This is a genomic window from Vibrio sp. 10N.286.49.E11 (genome assembly GCF_041469505.1).
In the GTDB taxonomy this organism is placed as follows: Bacteria; Pseudomonadota; Gammaproteobacteria; order Enterobacterales; family Vibrionaceae; genus Vibrio; species Vibrio crassostreae_C.
Window position 1 is genome coordinate 1 of the sequence record NZ_JBFRKQ010000162.1, and the last position, 831, is coordinate 831.

Below are 831 nucleotides of genomic sequence, written 5' to 3' on the forward strand. Positions count from 1 at the left end.
GATTAGCCAATAAAGCCCATGCAATTCGAGCATTCCGATTAGCTAGTGCGACTATTGCAACATTCTTGTGTTTTCGTTTCAGTAAGTCATTCAACCAGCGGTGAGTATAAGTGGTTGGCTGTTGCTTTAAGTGCCCAAGAACAGCTCTTGCACCATGCACTAGTAGTCTTCGTAAATAGCCATCCCCCCGCTTGCTTATACCAAGCAATACTTGTTTGCCACCCGTTGAAAACTGCTTAGGTACAAGTCCAATCCATGCAGATACCTGCCGTCCATTATTAAAAGATGCGGGGTCACCTATACTTGCAACAAGTGCGGTGGCAGTTATAGGGCCAATTCCAGGGATCTCTGCGATTCTTTTAGAATCAACATTCGTACTGTGCCATTGTTCAATTTCTTTTGTTAACGCACTAATTCGTGAAGAAAGCTCATCAATTAGTTCTTTTAAATGAGTAACCACGCAGCGAATCGGTGGCGTCAAATTATTTTCAGCATCCTCTAAAACCAGAGGGAGCTGCTTGTTAAGTGATGCACTTCCTTTAGGAAAGACAAGACCAAACTCAGCCAGCAACCCACGTAATTGATTAGTTTGGCCAGTTTTCATTGAAACTAACCTTTCTCTAGCTTTGTGAACAGAAAGGATTGATTGCTGTTCAATCGATTTTATAGGTACGAAACGCATGTTAGGGCGAGTTACCGCTTCACAGATTGCTTCAGCATCAGCGGTATCGTTCTTATTTGATTTCACACAGGGCTTAACAAACTGCGGAGGCATAAGTTTAACGTCATGACCAAATTGCTTGAATACTCTTGCCCAATAATGAGCACTGG

1 protein-coding gene is annotated in these 831 nt (G+C 42.7%); it reads right to left on the reverse strand.

The window, feature by feature from the left end; translation table 11 throughout:
• A partial coding sequence (locus AB4167_RS22075) for an IS110 family transposase (protein ID WP_372137031.1) occupies window positions 1-831 on the reverse strand: 831 nt, incomplete at both ends.